This window comes from Accumulibacter sp. (genome assembly GCF_016789985.1).
GTDB lineage: Bacteria > Pseudomonadota > Gammaproteobacteria > Burkholderiales > Rhodocyclaceae > Accumulibacter.
Genome location: NZ_JAEUOL010000125.1, coordinates 1 through 16,451, shown reverse-complemented (window position 1 = coordinate 16,451; position 16,451 = coordinate 1). Strand labels below are relative to the sequence as shown.

The window sequence follows — 16,451 nt, the reverse complement described above, 5'->3', positions numbered from 1 at the left end:
CCGCAAAAGCGGCGTCCAGGGGGTGATGCTCGACGCGTTGCGCCATTTTGTCGACTCCTTCGAAGGTTTGGGTAAGAGTGCCCCGAAAGAATCACTTGGGATACAGGCCGGCTGGCTTCGCGCCGCGTTGCCGAGCCGCCCTCCGCACTTCGGGCGCTACGCGCCCGCATCGCTGCGGGCAACACGGCAACGCCTTTCCAGCTCGGAGGAAATTTACAGAAAGTATGTTGCACTAACGGGATCACCGACAGGGCGGGTGCCAACCGCCACCTGACCGAAGTCTATCCGCCGGCGTTCAACGCCGAGTTCATGCAGCCGGCCATGGAAGAAGGCAGCGCCTTCGTCGGCTCGACTGGTGGCCCGCTCGGCGACGTCCTGGGCGAACGTCTCGAGCGCACCGTCGGCAACGACAACGGCGTCAGCTTCGACGGAATGACACGGCAGATCCCGGCTGATTGTCATCGCTGCTACTCCGCGCGGGCCAAGGTGACGATGCCACGCCGTATCGACAACACCCCGGCAAGCCTGCATGGCCCGCGCAAGCTGGCCCACTATGACCAAGCCGGCAACGTCATGCCTCCGAACTCGAAGGTGGCTGCGTCGGTCCCCCCCGATCAGGGCGGACAATTCATGTGCTACAAAACCGGACAGTTCTATTTGTTGCCAACAGAGGTGGGAGCACTACTGCGCCGGACGATACGCCGCCAGGGTACGCGGCCCGGGTGTCAGGGCTGCGCGCAGCGGAAACGGATCAGGTGGAGGTCACCCTCGGCCACCGCCTGCCCGAGGCAGATCACTCCCTGGTCATGCAGTGTGAACTCCTCTCGCTGGACGAAGAAACGGGCGCCGTTGTCGAGCAGCAGGTAGGTACCGTTGGTGCTGCCGTCAACCAGAATGAACTTGCCTTGGCGGAACTCGATATCGGCGTGAGTGCGGGAAACCAGATCCTGGTCCACCACCAGATCATTACGCTCGCCACGCCCGATGGTGAAGGGCTGGGCGCCGGGTAGCACCTGATGACTCTTGCCCTGATACTCGAGGAGCAGCCTGGCGAACAGTTGGCGGCGCAACTCGTCGTGTTGCTCGAGGCTGACCACCTGGGTGACGCTGCCCGGCTCCTGCCAGATCACCTCGACGATCTCCAGTTCGTCCAGCTTGCCACGGACGCGCGACCGGCCGAGACTGCGGGTCATCTGTTGCAGGTCTTCGGGCAGGCGGCGCGCCGTCTCGCGCGTGGTGATGATCTGATCGGCCTTGGCCAGCGAAACCATGCGCGATGCAACATTGACCGCATCCCCGAAGAGGTCGTCCGCTTCGACCAGCACGGGTCCATGTTGCAGACCGATCTTCACCGCGATGTCGAACTCGAGCAGGGAAAGATCGTCCTTGATCGCCCGGTGCATCTCGCAGGCAGCCGCGAAGGCGCGCGCTGCATCGGCGAAGCGGCACATGATCTCGTCGCCAATCGTCTTGATCACACTTCCGTCGAACTCCACGGTCCTGGCCTTGAGGGTTTCGAGAATCCTGCTCTCGATCTGTCTCGCCTGCCAATCGCCGTACTCCTCGAACAAGCGCGTGCTGCCGCAAATGTCGGCGAACAGGACGGTGGCCAGGGTTGGCGGATGCCCTGCCGCGAGATCGCCCGGCGTGGACATCTGTTTGCGCGTTCTCATACCTGTGTTCCGCATCTTCCGTCGACGAGTGGCTCGGCGCCCAGCCGTCGGCGGTGCACCGCAGGTGGTTGCCGGCATGGCACGGACAGCAGAGGCATGGCGTTCAGCCGAAGCGACGCTTCGTCTGCTCGCGACGCTCCTGGGCTTCGAGGCACAAGGCAGCCGTCGGCCGCGCCAGCAGCCGCGCGATGCCGATCGCTTCGCCGGTTTCCTCACACCAGCCGTAGTTTCCTTCATCGATGCGCTTCAACGCCTCGCGGATCTTCTGCAGCAGTTTCCTTTCCCGGTCGCGGACGCGCAACTCGAGCGTGTGCTCTTCCTCGGCGCTCGCCCGGTCATTCCAGTCAGAACTCGTTTCGGTTGCCTGCAGGTGGCCGGCGGTCTCCTTGACCGCGGAAAGCAGTGCCTGCTCGTCGGCCAGCAGGCGCCGGCGAAAGTAGGCGAGTTGCCCGGGAGACATGTACTGATCCTCTCCAGCCGACAGCAGGGAGGCCTCGGTCAATTCGTTGCTTGGTCCAGTGGGCTTGTCCATATTCTTCACTCCTCTACTTGCTGACAGTCAACGACCACCGGCGAAGCGCCCGAGCGGTTTCGTCGCGGCCATGTGCGTCCACCCCGCGAGGTGTCCAGACCGGCTCCCTGGCTTTCGATCCGGTTTCGGGAACGGTGTTTCCCGATCGGGCGGGGACAGCGAACGACCGCCAAGCGCTGGCCATGTTAGCGCATTGTGGGCTGGGGGCATAGCTCGAGGCGATCGGCTCGATCTTCCCGAAGGCGCGGGACATCACTGACCGGCCAACGAAAAAGCCGCCCGCGGGCGGCTTGGACAGACTTGCAGGCGACACGCGTTGTGGCGCGTGTTGGCCAGATGCTTTTCCGGCCACGGACTGACCAGCAAAGCGTCTGGTAGGCGCGATTGGACTCGAACCAACGACCCCCACCATGTCAAGGTGGTGCTCTAACCAGCTGAGCTACGCGCCTGCATCAACGCCGAACTGCACGCGACTCCAGGAAAGTGCGCATTATACGGTGCCGCGATGCCAAGTCAAGCGCCATGCCATGTTGATGGCGACTCAGTCGCTGGCCCCGGCGCGCACGTCGAACTCGACCTTCCAGCGCTGCGGGCCATCGTGCGGCAGCGCTTCGAGTTCGAGCGTGCCGGCCTCGGTGACGCGCGCGTGCAGCCGGACACGCACCACTTCACCGGCGGCGCGGCCGTCGCTCGGCAGGGTGGTCTGAATTTCGTCGAGCTCCTGCAGTTCGTCGGGTTCCCAGTCGTCGAGCAGCGTGCCGACCTGGTCCTGACGGCGAACCGATGAGCCGAAGAAACGGAAACGCACCTGCTCGCCGACCACCAGACCGAACTCGAGGGCCGACAGGGCCGCCTCGGTGCCTTCCTCCATTCCGAAGGGTGCCAGGCAGAGCGCCTGCACCGGTGGCTGCATGCCGGGTACGGCGGGCATCACCGACTCGACGGCAACGTAATAGGCACGCGCCGTGCCGCCCCGGATGCGCACACCCTGGCCGCGCCGGACATAGCTGTAATAGGCGGCGCCGCGGGCAACGGCAAGGTCGAGGTCGGCGCCTTCGAGCAGGCGCGCGGCCGGTGCAACCTCGGCGACAAGCCAGGAATTGACCGTAGACAGCGTCCGCTCGGCGAGCAGTTCCGATTTGAAGACGCCACCGTTGAACAGCACGGCGGTCGGGTGGAGGAAGGTGGCGTCTGCTGGCAACTGGCTGCTGAAGCCTTCGAGATCGGCCGTCGCCGCCACCTGGCGGGCAAGGAAGGCAGCCAGGTGGCGGGTGACGGCGGCGTCTTGGGCGTAGGGTAGGCCGAGCTGGGTCAGGCCGGCACGCCCGCGCCCCTGCGGGCGATCGGCAATCGCCGCCGGCGGGAAGAAGCCGTCGAGCAGGGTGGTGACGAGTTCGGCACGCGTTAGCTCGCTGCGGATCGAACCTCCGATCAGCTTGGCACCACGGCTGGCGATGACCAGCGGCACCTCGGCCAGTTCGGGATTGCTGAGCAGCGCCTCCTTGGCCGAGCGGCAGGCGTGGGTCAGCACGCGTAATTGCCAGGCGTCGAGCTTGCTGCCCTGCGCCGACAGCTTGCCGGCGACGGCATAGGCCAGCGCCAGGTCCATGTTGTCGCCGCCGAGCAGGATGTGCTCGCCCACCGCTACCCGGTGCAACTCGAGGCTCCCGGCGCGTTCGAGCACCGCAATCAGCGAGAAGTCGCTGGTGCCACCACCGACGTCGACGACCAGAATGATGTCGCCGGGTCGTACCTGCTTGCGCCAGCCCCCGGCACTTTTCTCGATCCAACTGTAGAGCGCTGCCTGCGGCTCCTCGAGCAGGATCATCCGCTCGCAACCGGCGCTGCGCGCCGCTTCGGCGGTCAGATCGCGTGCTGCCGGGTCGAAGGAGGCGGGGATGGTGACGACGATCTCCTGCTCGCTGAACGGTGCGTCCGGTTGCGCGTGATCCCAGGCGGCACGCAGATGAGCCAGGTAGCGCAACGAGGCTTCGAGCGGTGACAGACGTGCCACTTCCGGCGGTGCGTCGTTGGGCAGGATCGCCGCGCGCCGGTCGACGCCGGCGTGACAGAGCCAGCTCTTGGCACTCGAGACCAGGCGGATCGGCGTTGCCGCACCACGGCTGCGGGCCATGTCGCCGACCGCGTAGTCCTGCTCGGCGGTCCACGGCAGGCTGAGATCGCCGGTTGCCAGTTCGCTGGCGTGCGGCAGGTAGATGAAAGAGGGCAGCAGGCCGAGCGCTTCGACCGAACCCGGTGCAGTCAACTGCGGAATGGACAGTACCTGCTGGCTGACCTGTTCGCCGTCGCAGGCGCCGATATCCACATAGGAGAGCGCACAGTGGGTGGTGCCGAGGTCGATGCCGATGGAGAACTTTGGCTCGCTCACAGTTCCACCTCCGCTGCAGCAACGATGCGCAGGTCGTGACCGCCGGCGAGTCTGGGCAGGCGGGTTTCGCTGACTCGCCAGCCGCGGTGGGTGAGACTGCCGGTGAACGGCGGCTGGCCGACGACATTGCCGGTGACGCGGAGCGCTGCGGCGTCGAATCCGGCCGGCAGCGTCACGCGGCTGCCTTCTACCTCGTTGCGCACCGGAACGATCGTGAAGTTGTCGCGCAGTACCTTGCGACATCCCTCATGGACGACGCGCGCAGCGGCACCAATGTCGGCATCGCCATAGGCAGCGACGTCTTCCTGGATGAAGTCGATGAAGCGCGCTTCACGCTGCAACAGGCCGAGCAGTTGCAGCGCGCCGTCCGGCGCCGCTTCAACCAGTGGTGGGGCGGCGGGCCGAGCGGCAGCCGGCGGTGGCGTCGAGGGTTCGGCGCGCTGCTCGCCTGCACGCAGGGTCTGCACGCGAGCGGCGAAATGGCCATCGGAGAGGATCGAGAAAAAGGTGCCGAAAGCGAGCGAGATTCGGCTCAGCAGGGATGGGTTGGCTGGTTTCATGAAATGCTCCTGGTGTTTACCGCACAAGCAGCGAGGTCACATTTTCCGGGTCGGCCGCAGCTACGCCGCGGTGGCCGGTGCGCCCAGCGCCGGTTAGTCTGCGAAAACCGGGGGTCGCTCGGCTGGCACATCGTCGCGATGGCCGGAGTGGGACGCAACGCCGCTGGAAGCGTCCCCCGCTTCGTTGTCGGGTCATGGGTGGAAGTGGACGTGGCGTCTGTTGCGGCGCAATATAAACCATTTTGACGGATTCGGGTAGCACGCGGCAAGCTGTCCGCCGTCGCCCGGAACCGATTTCCCCACCCCGTTCGGCCGCGTTGTTGGTGAGCGGCAGCCGGAAGGCTCGACCCCCCGTGAACACTGGGCCACTAAGTAACGCAGCAACCGCCCCTTGAAATCGGGGCAACTCGGCCCTATTATTAGCACTCGTTAGTGATGAGTGCTAATAATAGGGCTTTGACGAGCACCCTGCTCCGGGCGCTGTGCCTCATCGGCTAGCTGATGTTCGTACGTATTCTTAAATTAGGAGAAATTGCATGAAGATTCGTCCGTTGCATGATCGCGTGATCGTCAAACGTCTTGAAGAGGAGCGCAGGACCGCCTCCGGTATCGTCATTCCGGATACCGCCGCTGAGAAGCCTGACCAAGGTGAGATTCGCGCCGTTGGCAATGGCAAGATCCTTGAAGATGGCAGCGTGCGCGCCCTCGCAGTCAAGGTCGGAGACCGGGTCTTGTTCGGCAAGTACGCCGGCCAAACCGTCAAAGTTGACGGCGAGGAGCTGCTGGTCATGCGTGAAGAAGACATCATGGGCGTGATCGAGGCATAGCCAATCGATCGCTGCTCCCGAAGGCGACTCCACCGAGCGCCCACGCCACACAAGCTTTTAATTCCGAATCAAACCATTAAAGAAATTTAGGAGTTCTCTATGGCAGCTAAAGACGTCAAGTTTGGCGACAGCGCACGCGCTCGCATGGTCGAGGGCGTGAACATCCTTGCCGACGCAGTCAAGATCACCCTGGGCCCGAAAGGCCGCAATGTTGTACTCGAGCGTTCGTACGGTTCGCCGACCGTGACCAAGGACGGGGTTTCGGTCGCCAAGGAAATCGAACTCAAGGACAAGTTCGCCAACATGGGGGCCCAGATGCTGAAGGAAGTCGCCTCCAAGACTTCCGACATTGCCGGCGACGGCACCACAACCGCGACTGTGCTGGCCCAATCCATCGTCCGCGAAGGCATGAAGTACGTTGCCGCCGGGATGAACCCGATGGACCTCAAACGCGGCATCGACAAGGCAGTTGTCGCGACTGTCGAAGAACTGAAGAGCCTCTCCAAGCCCTGCTCGACCAGCAAGGAGATCGCTCAGGTGGGCGCCATTTCGGCCAACGCCGACGCCGACATTGGCGACATCATCGCCAAGGCAATGGACAAGGTCGGCAAGGAAGGCGTCATCACTGTCGAAGACGGCAAGTCGCTGAACAACGAACTCGACGTCGTCGAAGGCATGCAGTTCGACCGTGGTTACCTCAGCCCCTATTTCATCAACAACAACGAGAAGCAGAATGCGATCCTGGAAAGTCCGTACGTTCTGATCTTCGACAAGAAAATCTCGAACATTCGCGATCTGCTGCCGATCCTCGAACAAGTGGCCAAGGCCAGCCGTCCGCTGCTGATTGTCGCCGAGGATGTCGACGGCGAAGCACTCGCCACCCTGGTGGTGAACAACATCCGCGGCATCCTGAAGACCTGCGCGGTCAAGGCACCGGGATTTGGCGACCGCCGCAAAGCCATGCTCGAAGACATCGCCATCCTGACTGGCGGCCAAGTCATCGCCGAGGAAGTCGGGCTGACCCTGGAGAAAGCCACGCTGGCTGACCTCGGGCAGGCCAAGCGCATCGAGATCGGCAAGGAAAACACCACCATCATCGACGGAGCCGGCATCAGCACGAGTATCGAGGCGCGCGTCAAGCAGATCCGTGCACAGATCGAAACCGCTACCAGCGACTACGACAAGGAGAAGCTGCAGGAACGCGTCGCCAAGCTCGCCGGAGGTGTTGCCCTGATCAAGGTTGGCGCAGCCACCGAAGTCGAAATGAAGGAGAAGAAGGCGCGCGTTGAAGACGCACTGCACGCCACCCGCGCAGCCGTCGAGGAAGGCATCGTTCCCGGCGGTGGTGTCGCCCTGCTGCGCGCTCGTGCCGGGCTGGCTGCACTCAAGGGTGACAACCACGACCAGGATGCCGGCATCAAGATCGTGCTGCGAGCGATGGAACAGCCGCTGCGCGAGATCGTCGCCAACGCCGGTGACGAGCCCTCGGTGGTCGTCAATGCCGTGCTGCAGGGTAGCGGCAATTTCGGCTACAACGCGGCCACCGGTGACTACGGCGACCTGGTCGAAATGGGCGTTCTCGATCCCACCAAGGTGACCCGTACCGCACTACAAAACGCGGCTTCGATCGCCGGCCTGATGCTGACGACCGATTGCATGGTCGCCGAACTGGCCGAGGAGAAGCCCCCGATGGGCGGCGGCATGGGCGGCGGCATGGGCGGCATGGGCGGCATGGGCGGCATGGACATGTAGTTTCCCGACCGCGCCAAGCTGTGGTCAAACCCAGGAAAAACCCCGCCGCAGCGGGGTTTTTCTTCGCCCGCTTCCGGCGGGCGGGCATAGCCGCAATACTCAGGCGTTCGCCAAACACAAGCGACTAACGATCCTTGCGTTCGAGCGCCGCTGTATTGATGTCGATCTTGTAGCGCTGCCGCAGACCGGCAAGATAAGCAGCGAAATCTTCCTGGCCAAGAATCGTACTGTACTCGCGCTGTAGGGCCTGGCGCCGATTGGCGTCGAGCTTTTCCGGCTGACTGACCTTCATTATCTTGTAAAGTGCATAAGATCCGCCACCCACCTCGGCGCCCACGTACGCCGGCAGCTTATCCACCTTGGCGGCAAAGACCGCCTGGAGCGCTGCGGCTGGCAACTGTCGCGCATCCTGACGGGAAACGCTCCTGACCTGAGCCCAGGCGACCTTGTCGTCGCCACCCTGCTGCAACTCGCGCAACTTGGCTTCACCCGACGAACGGACCAACTCCGCCGCTTCCCGGGCCTTGAGGGCCGCTTCGATCTGGGATTGGACGGTTTCAAAGGGTTTCAGACTGGCCGGCCGGTACTCGATCACGCGTGCTGCCAGCAGCGTGTTGGGTGCGATCTCGACCACTTCGGTATTTCGCTTGTTCTTGAGCGAGTCTTCCGAAAACACCGCCGTCAGCACTTTCTGATTGCCCAGTTGACCCAGCGTCGAAAGCACCTCCGGAGCCGGGCTGCGCGGCAGCCAACCGGATTCCCGAAGCGTCAGCTTGAAGCGACCGGCGGCCGGCTGCAGGCTATCCGGCTGTTCATAGACCAGATTGCTGAATGCCTCGGCTTCTTCGGCGAATCGGCGGGTGGCGGTTTGCCGCTTCAGCTCATCCTCGATCTCCAAGCGTACTTCGGCCAGCGTGCGCTGCTTCCCCGGCTTGACGCCGGTCAGCCTGATGATGTGATAGCCGAATTCCGACTGAACCAACCCCGAGACCTCGTTCACGCGCAACTTGAACACGGCTTCCTCAAACGGCTTGACCATCATTCCACGACCGATGAAACCAAGGTCACCGCCTTTCTCGGCCGAACCGGGGTCCTGCGAATGTTTTCTGGCCAGTTCGGCGAATCGCTCCGGCGACTTGTGAACCTCCTTGAGCACCTCCTCTGCCTTGACCCTGGCCTTGCTCTGGTCCACATCGTCATTGACCGTGATCAAGATGTGACTGGCGCGCCTCTCCTCGGCCTGCTGATAGCGATCCTGGTGACTTTCGTACCAGGCCTTCACCTCGCCATCGCTCACCACGAGTTGCCCCATCAAACCATCGAGCGAGAGGACCGTGTACTCAACCCTGGCCTGTTCCGGAACTTCGAACTGTTTGCTGTTCCCATCGTAGTACTTCCTGACAGCAGACGCCTCGATCCTGATCTGGTCAGAGAACTGCGCCGGCATGATGCGGACTTCGGCGACCTGCCTTTCCTCGGTTTGTATGCGCAGGATGCGCTCCGCTACCGTGTTCCCGGCAATGCCGGTATCGCCAATCGCCCCGACAAATTGCTGCAGCGTCAGATCCTGACGAACCTGTCGTTCGAACTGTGCTTGCGACATCCCTTGAGCGGCCAGCGCCGCCTCATAGCGGGACATCGAGAACTGCCCATTTTCCTGCAACGCGGGAATCTTGCTGATCACCTCGCGGAGTTGCTCGTCGCTCGCGCCGAGCTGGCCCTTGGCCGCTTCAAGAAGCAGTAGGCGCTGATCAATCAGTGAGTTGAGGACCGCAAGCCGCGCTGCCGGGGTATTCATCGACTCGGGACGAAAATTCTCCCCCAGCACCTGGCGCATGCGATCCTGCTGAACCCGCCAAGCCTGGTCAAACTGCGGCAAGGTAATCTTGGAGTCACCGACGCTGGCAAGATCGGCGCCAGCGCCAGAGCCTCGAACGTAAGAGTCAACGCCCCAGAATGCAAAAGGCAGCGCGATCAAGGCAAGAAAGATCTGGACAACTCGCTTGTTGTTACGAACTGCGTCAAAAAACATGATGGTAGCCCGCTAACTCGCTGGAACATTGAAGCAATAACAAAAAAGGCGAACTTGCGTTCGCCCTTCGTCAATGGCGGAGTGGACGGGGCTCGAACCCGCGACCCCCGGCGTGACAGGCCGGTATTCTAACCAACTGAACTACCACTCCAAAATGCGCTGCAGAACTCCTCTGGCACTTCCTGGTGGGTGCTGACGGGCTCGAACCGCCGACATCCAGCTTGTAAGGCTAGCGCTCTACCAACTGAGCTAAGCACCCTTTGGCGACCAAGGCAGAGGCGCAAGTCTACCGCATCCGATACGACTTGGCCAGAATGGAATCCCCTCCGCCCTCGGTCGAAGCAATTGCCACACAGCTACCCCCCAAGAAATGGGCACGCCGCGCGAACTGCTCCTCTCAATGGGTGATCACGGTCGTTGCGCCCGCACCCTCGGCACTGCCCGCAGGTACGACCGGTACCGTCGGCTCCCCCACCACCTCGGCGGACGGTTCCGGCTTGCGCTCCAGCGCGTGCTCGAGCACCTGATCGATCCAGCGGACCGGGATGATCTCCAGCTTGTTCTTGATGTTGTCCGGGATGTCGGCCAGGTCCCTGACATTCTCCTCGGGAATCAGGACCCTGGCCAGCCCGCCGCGCACAGCCGCGAGAAGTTTTTCCTTCAGCCCACCAATCGGCAGGACCTCCCCCCGCAAGGTGATCTCGCCGGTCATCGCCACATCGCAGCGCACGGGTATTCCGGTAAGTACCGACACCAGCGCGGTGCAGATTCCCACCCCTGCCGACGGACCATCCTTCGGGATCGCTCCTTCGGGGAGATGAATGTGGATGTCGCTCTTCTGGTAGAAGTCGTGGTCGATGCCCAGCGACTGGGCGCGCTTGCGCACCACCGACAATGCTGCCTGGACCGATTCCTGCATGACCTCGCCGAGCTTGCCGGTAGTCGTCGTCTTGCCTTTGCCGGGCAACACCACCGATTCGATGGTCAACAGCTCTCCACCCACCTCCGTCCATGCCAGACCCGTCACCTGACCGATCTGATTCTCCCGCTCGGCTACCCCGAAGTTGTAACGACGCACACCGAGGAACTTGTCCAGATTGCGCGCGCTGACCGCAACCTTACCCTGGCTCCTGCGGAGCAACAGCGTCTTGACCACCTTGCGGCAGATTTTCGAGATATCACGTTCGAGCGAGCGAACCCCCGCCTCGCGGGTGTAGTAGCGGACGATATCGCGCAAGGCGCTTTCGGCGACCGTCAGTTCGGTTGTCTTCAGCCCGTTGTTCTTCATCTGTTTGGGCAACAGGTAACGCTGAGCGATATTGACCTTTTCGTCTTCCGTGTAGCCCGATAGCCGGATCACCTCCATGCGATCTAGCAAGGGAGGTGGAATATTCAGCGTGTTCGCGGTGGCGACAAACATCACCTCCGAGAGATCGTACTCGACCTCGACATAGTGGTCGACGAAGGTCGAATTCTGTTCCGGATCGAGCACCTCAAGCAGCGCCGAACTCGGGTCACCACGAAAATCCTGACCCATCTTGTCTACTTCATCAAGCAGGAAGAGCGGGTTCTTGACACCGATCTTGCTCATGTTCTGCAGAATTTTGCCCGGCATCGAACCGATGTAGGTCCGCCGATGACCACGGATTTCCGCTTCGTCGCGCACGCCGCCCAAACTCATGCGAACGAACTTGCGTCCGGTGGCACGCGCTATCGACTGCCCAAGCGAGGTCTTGCCAACCCCGGGAGGGCCGACCAGGCAAAGGATCGGCGCCTTGAGACGATCAACCCGCTGCTGCACGGCAAGGTACTCGATGATGCGCTCCTTGACCTTTTCCAGACCCCAGTGATCTGCGTCGAGGATCTTGCCGGCTGCCGCCAGATCCTTGCTGATGCGCGTCCGCTTGCGCCAAGGCAGGGCGATCAGGGTTTCGATGAAGTTGCGCACCACTGTCGCTTCAGCCGACATCGGCGACATCAGGCGGAGTTTTCTGAACTCGGCCTGCGCCTTGGCCAGCCCCTCCTTGCTCATGCCCGCCGCCTTGACCTTGCGGTCGAGTTCCTCCAGGTCGGCACCATCCTCGCCCTCGCCGAGTTCCTTCTGAATCGCCTTGACCTGCTCGTTGAGGTAATACTCGCGCTGGCTTTTCTCCATCTGGCGCTTGACGCGACCACGGATACGCTTTTCGACCTGCAGAATGTCGATCTCCGCTTCGAGTTGTGCCAGCAGGCGCTCGATGCGCGCGCGCACGTCGAGCATCTCGAGTATTTCCTGCTTCTGCTCCAGCTTCAGCGGCAGATGTGCGGCAATGGTATCTGCCAGACGCCCGGCCTCTTCTATGCCGGCGATCGAGGTCAGGATTTCCGGTGGAATTTTCTTGTTGAGCTTGACGTACTGGTCGAACTGCGCGATCACCGCACGACGCAGCGCCTCGACCTCGTGGTTGACGCCATCCTCGGCGAGCACCGGACGCGCCGCTGCAAAGAACATCTCCTGGCGCGCTTCGATCGTTTCAAGGCGGGCGCGCTGCTCGCCTTCGACGAGCACCTTCACGGTACCGTCGGGGAGCTTCAACATCTGCAGGATATTTGCCAGACAGCCAACGCAGTACAAATCCTCCGCCTCCGGTTCGTCCTTGACGGCTGACTTCTGAGCCACCAGAAGGATGCTCTTGCCGGCCTGCATCGCCACTTCGAGAGCCCTGATCGACTTCGGGCGGCCGACAAACAATGGAATCACCATGTGCGGGAAGACTACAACATCGCGCAATGGCAACAATGGCAGTTCGACCGGCTCGGCAGACAGCTTGGGAGATGCAGACATCGATTGTGCCCTATAGGTAAAGGTTCATCCCGCAGATGGCGGCAAGAACCCATATTTCAAGCCGCGCCGCTGACGGACAGCACATCAGTTGCCGCCAGAAACCTTCGGCTGATCGGCGTAAATCAGCAACGGGCGAGCATCACCAACGATCACACCCTCGTCAATGACGACCTCTGAGACATTCTCCATTCCTGGAAGTTCGTACATGGTATCGAGCAGCACGGCTTCGAGGATGGAACGTAGGCCACGTGCACCGGTCTTCCGCTCCAGAGCTTTCCGGGCAATCGCCATCATCGCAGCGGTGCGTATTTCGAGCGCCACTCCCTCCATCGCGAACAGCTTCTGATACTGCTTGACCAGCGCGTTCCGGGGTTCGACGAGGATCTGCACCAAAGCTGCGGCAGACAACTCCTCCAGCGTCGCGATCACCGGCAGGCGACCGATCAGCTCGGGAATCAGCCCGAACTTGATCAGATCCTCGGGTTCGACGCTGCGCAGGATCTCGCCGATCTCGCGCTTGTTGTCCTTGCTCTTCACCTCGGCCGAAAAGCCCATGCCGCCTCGTTCGGAGCGGTTACGGATGACCTTTTCGAGGCCGTCGAACGCACCGCCACAGATGAACAGGATGTTGGTGGTGTCGACCTGAACGAAGTCCTGGTTCGGATGCTTGCGCCCCCCCTGCGGCGGCACCGAGGCCACCGTACCTTCGATCAGCTTGAGCAGCGCCTGCTGCACGCCCTCTCCGGACACGTCACGGGTAATCGAGGGGTTATCCGACTTGCGCGAGATCTTGTCGATCTCGTCAATATAGACGATGCCGCGCTGCGCCTTCTCGGTATCGTAATCCGCCTTCTGCAACAACTTCTGGATGATGTTCTCGACATCTTCCCCGACATAGCCTGCTTCGGTAAGCGTTGTCGCATCGGCCATCACGAACGGCACATCCAGCATCCGGGCAAGCGTCTGCGCAAGCAGGGTCTTGCCCGATCCAGTCGGGCCGATGAGCAGGATGTTGCTCTTCGCCAGCTCAACCTCATCGCTCGACTTGCTGAAGTGGCGTAGCCTCTTGTAATGGTTGTAAACCGCCACCGAGAGAATTCGCTTCGCCTGATCCTGGCCAATCACGTACTGATCCAGCAGAGCCGAGATCTCCCTGGGGGTCGGCAAGTCGGCCTTGCCACCCTTGCCACCCGGTTCCCCGGCAATCTCGTCGCGAACGATGTCATTGCAGAGATCGATGCACTCATCACAGATGAATACCGACGGCCCGGCAATGAGCTTCTTCACCTCATGCTGGCTCTTGCCACAGAACGAGCAATAGAGAAGTTTTTCCGTGCCACTTTTCTTTTCCGACATGTCGTCCTACCTCACTCTCAAACCGGTCGAGGTCGTCCGGATGCAGCGTCAAACCGCATCCCGATTGGCCAGTACCTTGTCGATCAGCCCATAATCGACCGCTTCCTGCGCGGAAAGGAAGTTGTCGCGATCGGTATCGCGCTCGATCCGCTCGATCGCCTGCCCGGTGTGGTGGGCCATGATTTCGTTCAGCTTGGCACGCAAGGAAAGGATCTCCTTGGCGTGTATCGCGATATCCGATGCCTGCCCCTGGAAACCTCCCATCGGCTGGTGGATCATCATCCGCGAGTTGGGCAGGGCAAAACGTTTGCCGCGGGCACCGGCGCTCAACAGGAAGGCTCCCATCGAACATGCCTGCCCCATGCACAGTGTCGAGACGTCGGGCTTGACGAACTGCATGGTGTCATAAATCGAGAGGCCCGCCGACACCGAGCCGCCTGGCGAGTTGATGTAGAAGTGGATGTCCTTGTCCGGATTCTCGGCTTCCAGGAAGAGCAACTGCGCCACCACCAGATTCGCCGTCACGTCGTTGACCGGGCCCACCAGGAACACGACCCGTTCCTTGAGCAGGCGAGAGTAGATATCGTAGGCGCGTTCGCCACGACCACTCTGCTCGATCACCATGGGGACCAGGCCAAGCGCCCGTGGATCCCAGCTGCTGCCGTGGTCAGTACCCATTTTGCTTTCCCTTGCCTCGAGAATTTACGTGTTTACCGTTCAGGACTGTTGTCCCATCAATTCGGCAAAAGCCACCGGCTTGTCCAGCACCTTGACCTGCTCCAGTACCCAACTCACCACATTCGCCTCGATCGCCGCGCCCTCGAGGTCCGCGAGGCGCTCCGGCTTGGCATAGTACCAGCGGACGACCTCTTCCGGTTGATCGTAGCTCTGCGCCGCGTCCTGAACCAGCTCTTTCACCTGCGCCGGCCTGGCCTGCAGGTCATTCCGTTTCACGATTTCCGACAGGATGAGACCGATGGAGACCCGTCTCCGGGCCTGATCGGCAAACCATTCGGGCTGCATCGGCAGGTCCTTCACCTTCATGCCGCGCTGTTCCATGTCCTGGCGCGCAACCTGCATCAGACGCTCGATTTCCCGCTGAATCAACACCCCAGGCACCTCAATCGGGTTGGCCTGCAGCAGAGCGTCCATCACCTGTCCGGTAATTTTTCCCTGCAGGCGTTTCTTGACCTCGCGCCGAAGGTTCGCCTCGACCTCGGCACGCATCTTCGCCAGGTCGCCATCCTCGACCCCGAGCGCCTTGGCGAAATCCGCGTCGAGTTCAGGCAGAATCGGCTCGCCAACTTCCTTGACCGAAACCTCGAAGGTGACCGATTGACCGGCCAGATCCTTGGAGAAGTACTCGGCGGGAAAGGTCATGTCGAAGGACTTGGTTTCACCAGGACGCGTACCGATTACCGCACTCTCGAAGTCGGAAAGCATCTTGCCCTCACCGAGAACGAAACGGTAATCCTTGCCCTGGCCGCCAGCGAAAGGCTCACCATCCTTCTTGCCAAGGAAGTCGATGCTTACTCGGTCTGCGAGGGCTGCCGGGCGATCGACCGGCTCGTAACGAACGCGTTGTCTGCGCAAAATATCGAGCGTGCTGTCAACCTCGGCCGAGCCGACCTCAAGCACCGGGCGCTCCACCTCGACCTCGGCCAGATCGTTCAGGGTGATATCCGGGTAAACTTCAAAAGTCGCCGAAAACTCGATATGCGTGTCGTTACTGCTCTTGGACTCGATCTTCGGCGTCCCGGCGACACGCAATTGCTGCGCCGTGACCGCCTCGCCGAACAAACGGCCCAGCGCTTCCTGGAGCGCGTCGAGGCGAGCCTGCTCGCCGTACTGCTGTCTGACGATGCTGGCCGGCACCTTGCCGGGGCGGAAACCCGGCAGTTTCATGTTCTTGCCCAGGCGCCTGAGCCGTTGATCGACGTCCTGATCTAGTTCGGCGATCGCCACCGACAGGTCAATACGGCGCTCCAGAGCGCCTGCGGTGGGTGCCTCAATGTTAGCAGCAGCGTTCGTTTCCATTAAGAATCCTTGTGATACGGGCTGAAAGGTGACTGGAAGGTGACTCGGTCGACAGCGACCCCGATGCCTGCAGACAATGCTGTGCTGACAGGCAAGGCAACGATGCAAAAACCGTCCGGCTGTTCGAGCAATCGTTCGAAAGCAGGAGAAATCGCGATGCCACTGGCGCCCTGCACGGTATCCGCATGACACCCACAGGCCAACCGACAGCGCATCGGAAGTCTCCACCGACACCAGATCCGTGGTTGCAGTCGCGCTGTCCTGCCACCTCTGCGCGCACGGAAAGCGAGTGATTCTACAGCATTATCAACTTGCTCGAAACCCGTGCGGTACGGCCAACTTACCACCTATCATGTTTCGGCCCCCTGAAAGAACTTGGGAAGAGGCAGTGCGCTGGCAGCGCGTCTCAAGAGAAGGCGGATGCCGCGTTTGAACCAGGAAAGGGCACTGCGATAGGCTTTGCGGACAC

General features: G+C 61.8%; 12 protein-coding genes and 3 tRNA genes. 2 read left to right on the top strand and 13 right to left on the bottom strand.

Annotation, left to right across the window (positions count from 1 at the left end):
* Window positions 1–213: 213 nt before the first annotated feature.
* From JNK99_RS07295 to JNK99_RS07270, 6 genes are all read right to left on the bottom strand, one after another.
* Window positions 214–462, bottom strand: coding sequence for a hypothetical protein (locus JNK99_RS07295; RefSeq protein ID WP_291850772.1), 249 nt, complete (start codon window positions 460–462; stop codon window positions 214–216).
* Between the two features lie 263 nt (window positions 463–725).
* Entirely contained in the window at window positions 726–1,673 is a 948-nt protein-coding gene (locus tag JNK99_RS07290) for an adenylate/guanylate cyclase domain-containing protein (protein WP_291850769.1), read from the bottom strand.
* 103 nt (window positions 1,674–1,776) lie between these two features.
* Window positions 1,777–2,205, bottom strand: a complete 429-nt coding sequence (gene dksA / locus JNK99_RS07285) for an RNA polymerase-binding protein DksA (protein WP_291850767.1) — start codon at window positions 2,203–2,205, stop codon at window positions 1,777–1,779.
* 372 nt (window positions 2,206–2,577) lie between these two features.
* Window positions 2,578–2,654 (bottom strand) — tRNA-Val (locus JNK99_RS07280).
* A gap of 92 nt (window positions 2,655–2,746) precedes the next feature.
* A complete protein-coding gene (locus JNK99_RS07275) occupies window positions 2,747–4,594 on the bottom strand; it encodes an Hsp70 family protein (RefSeq protein WP_291850764.1) in 1,848 nt (615 codons plus the stop codon).
* Entirely contained in the window at window positions 4,591–5,154 is a 564-nt protein-coding gene (locus JNK99_RS07270; protein WP_291850761.1) for a DUF2760 domain-containing protein, read from the bottom strand. Before JNK99_RS07270 ends, JNK99_RS07275 begins: the two co-directional genes overlap by 4 nt.
* A gap of 536 nt (window positions 5,155–5,690) precedes the next feature.
* Between JNK99_RS07270 and groES the strand changes: the two genes are divergently transcribed.
* Together groES and groL are read left to right on the top strand one after the other, a co-directional pair.
* A complete protein-coding gene (groES, locus tag JNK99_RS07265) occupies window positions 5,691–5,981 on the top strand; it encodes a co-chaperone GroES (RefSeq protein WP_291850758.1) in 291 nt (96 codons plus the stop codon).
* Window positions 5,982–6,080: 99 nt separating this feature from the next.
* On the top strand, window positions 6,081–7,733 hold the full coding sequence (gene groL, locus JNK99_RS07260) for a chaperonin GroEL (protein WP_291850756.1): 1,653 nt from the start codon (window positions 6,081–6,083) through the stop codon (window positions 7,731–7,733).
* Between the two features lie 124 nt (window positions 7,734–7,857).
* Here groL and JNK99_RS07255 read toward each other — a convergent pair whose 3' ends face one another.
* From JNK99_RS07255 to tig, 7 genes are all read right to left on the bottom strand, one after another.
* Window positions 7,858–9,765, bottom strand: a complete 1,908-nt coding sequence (locus JNK99_RS07255; RefSeq protein WP_291850754.1) for a SurA N-terminal domain-containing protein — start codon at window positions 9,763–9,765, stop codon at window positions 7,858–7,860.
* A 74-nt stretch (window positions 9,766–9,839) separates the two neighbouring features.
* Window positions 9,840–9,916 (bottom strand) — tRNA-Asp (locus JNK99_RS07250).
* Window positions 9,917–9,948: 32 nt separating this feature from the next.
* Window positions 9,949–10,024 (bottom strand) — tRNA-Val (locus JNK99_RS07245).
* Between the two features lie 138 nt (window positions 10,025–10,162).
* A complete protein-coding gene (gene lon, locus JNK99_RS07240; protein ID WP_291850751.1) occupies window positions 10,163–12,589 on the bottom strand; it encodes an endopeptidase La in 2,427 nt (808 codons plus the stop codon).
* 84 nt (window positions 12,590–12,673) lie between these two features.
* Entirely contained in the window at window positions 12,674–13,945 is a 1,272-nt protein-coding gene (gene clpX / locus JNK99_RS07235) for an ATP-dependent Clp protease ATP-binding subunit ClpX (protein WP_291850748.1), read from the bottom strand.
* 48 nt (window positions 13,946–13,993) lie between these two features.
* Window positions 13,994–14,623, bottom strand: a complete 630-nt coding sequence (gene clpP / locus JNK99_RS07230; RefSeq protein WP_291850745.1) for an ATP-dependent Clp endopeptidase proteolytic subunit ClpP — start codon at window positions 14,621–14,623, stop codon at window positions 13,994–13,996.
* A gap of 39 nt (window positions 14,624–14,662) precedes the next feature.
* Window positions 14,663–15,982, bottom strand: a complete 1,320-nt coding sequence (gene tig / locus JNK99_RS07225; RefSeq protein ID WP_291850743.1) for a trigger factor — start codon at window positions 15,980–15,982, stop codon at window positions 14,663–14,665.
* Between the last annotated feature and the right edge of the window lie 469 nt (window positions 15,983–16,451).

Bases quoted from the DNA above. Each gene is read 5' to 3' on its own strand.
- groES (WP_291850758.1), top strand. From the start codon at position 5,691: ATGAAGATTCGTCCGTTGCATGATCGCGTGATCGTCAAACGTCTTGAA.
- dksA (WP_291850767.1), bottom strand. From the start codon at position 2,205: ATGGACAAGCCCACTGGACCAAGCAACGAATTGACCGAGGCCTCCCTG.
- tig (WP_291850743.1), bottom strand. From the start codon at position 15,982: ATGGAAACGAACGCTGCTGCTAACATTGAGGCACCCACCGCAGGCGCT.
- clpX (WP_291850748.1), bottom strand. From the start codon at position 13,945: ATGTCGGAAAAGAAAAGTGGCACGGAAAAACTTCTCTATTGCTCGTTC.
- JNK99_RS07290 (WP_291850769.1), bottom strand. From the start codon at position 1,673: ATGAGAACGCGCAAACAGATGTCCACGCCGGGCGATCTCGCGGCAGGG.
- clpP (WP_291850745.1), bottom strand. From the start codon at position 14,623: ATGGGTACTGACCACGGCAGCAGCTGGGATCCACGGGCGCTTGGCCTG.
- lon (WP_291850751.1), bottom strand. From the start codon at position 12,589: ATGTCTGCATCTCCCAAGCTGTCTGCCGAGCCGGTCGAACTGCCATTG.
- JNK99_RS07255 (WP_291850754.1), bottom strand. From the start codon at position 9,765: ATGTTTTTTGACGCAGTTCGTAACAACAAGCGAGTTGTCCAGATCTTT.
- groL (WP_291850756.1), top strand. From the start codon at position 6,081: ATGGCAGCTAAAGACGTCAAGTTTGGCGACAGCGCACGCGCTCGCATG.
- JNK99_RS07270 (WP_291850761.1), bottom strand. From the start codon at position 5,154: ATGAAACCAGCCAACCCATCCCTGCTGAGCCGAATCTCGCTCGCTTTC.
- JNK99_RS07295 (WP_291850772.1), bottom strand. From the start codon at position 462: ATGACAATCAGCCGGGATCTGCCGTGTCATTCCGTCGAAGCTGACGCC.